Annotated in this window: 1 protein-coding gene; it reads right to left on the bottom strand. The window is 51.5% G+C overall.

Annotation, left to right across the window (positions count from 1 at the left end):
• Positions 1-304: 304 nt before the first annotated feature.
• A partial coding sequence (locus tag IE105_RS15255; protein WP_189499745.1) for an ISNCY family transposase occupies positions 305-1,455 on the bottom strand: 1,151 nt, incomplete at its 5' end.

The raw sequence follows: 1,455 nt of genomic DNA, 5'->3' as shown, positions 1-1,455 counted from the left end.
TGTTGGAGCAAAGATAAGGCAAGACACTTTCTGCAAAGTTCAAATGCGACAGTTCCGGTTGAGCCCCATAGGGGCTGACCGAAGAGTCAGAGCCCCGACCATGGGGCGGCCCTGTCGGCCGCTGGCTTCACCCAGCCAACACTCTAGGAGAGCGCGAAGCGCAAACGGATTTTGGAAAAGAAGGGTTTAGAGGTCGAGGTTCTTGTCTATCAATTCGTCCTAAAACCTGATTGTTTAGATGCCAGTCTAGTGAAGAGTTTCCGAACATTATCACTAGCGTAAGACAATCAATCGAGGAGGTATTTTAGGTGTTTTCAGGTGTCGAATGTGTTGATTTAACACCGACCCCGTAAGACGTTGGCGGCAACAAAGTTCCATCCTTCAGTTTCGGCCTGCATCCACCGTGTTTGCCAGTGGAGACGTAGCCATTGTTGCGGACAGAGCTATTCGCCTTTATCGTCCTGACCGTTCCCGGGTCAGGTTCGTCAAGGGTCTGCTGCTCCTTAATCCACGCCAATACGCTGCCGAGACGTTTGTTCTCGGTGACTGCGCCTGAGTTGATCCGGGGCCTTTGATCATAGACCGTGTAGGGGAGGTTGCGTCCTTCAAATGCCAGCTCAACAATCCCGTCCGCATAGACGTGAATATCAATCTTCTTACCAATGATTGCGTTGTTCTCAGGAGATCGCTCTAGCATGTACTTCACTCTCTGGAAGTTCAGCGAGAGGTTTTGACCAACATACCGCTCATCACGAACGCAGAGTATCTTGGCGAGAGCGGCAACAGCGATCTCCACTGGTCTATGAACGTCAACGGCCTGTCGGGGTGTGACTGCAAAGCGCTCATTGTGCTTGGCTATGTAGCGAGCCGCATAGCGATTGGCGGCGTCCATGTTTGATATATTTTCAAGGCGCATCTCTTTGATAAGACGGTCTTGCAGCGTTCTATTGGCCCGCTCGACACGACCTTTGCCCTGTGGCGTGTTCGCACAAATGATGTCGATGTTCAGCTCAGCGAGGGCACGGCCGAACTGGGTCATTCCATTAGCCGCCGGATTAGGCTTTGCCGTTCTAAACACTGTATGCTTGTCAGAATAGAACGCCACGGGACGACCGTGGCGTTCAAGATATGTCTCCAAGGCCCGCATGTAAGAGAAAGTGCTCTCGCTCTCAACAAAGCGAAGTTCTTGAAGCGCGCTGGTCGCGTCGTCGATAAACACAAGTAAGCAGCACTTAGGTCCGCGTCCCTCAAACCAATCGTGATGGGATCCGTCAATCTGAATCAATTCCCCATAACAATCCCGACGTGACCGCATCTGATGGATTTTACGACGAGTCTTTCGATCTTTCCAAAGGCCACTTTGGATCATCCACTGACGCAAGGTCTCACGACTGACAATGATATCATGACGTTCACCGAGCATCTCGGAAGCGTATTGTGGACCGAAGTCCGAAT

Origin of the sequence: Algimonas arctica, from assembly GCF_014652695.1 — a bacterium.
In the GTDB taxonomy this organism is placed as follows: Bacteria; Pseudomonadota; Alphaproteobacteria; order Caulobacterales; family Maricaulaceae; genus Litorimonas; species Litorimonas arctica.
The sequence above is the reverse complement of the archived record's forward strand: the minus strand, read 5'-3'. Positions and strand labels throughout refer to the sequence as shown.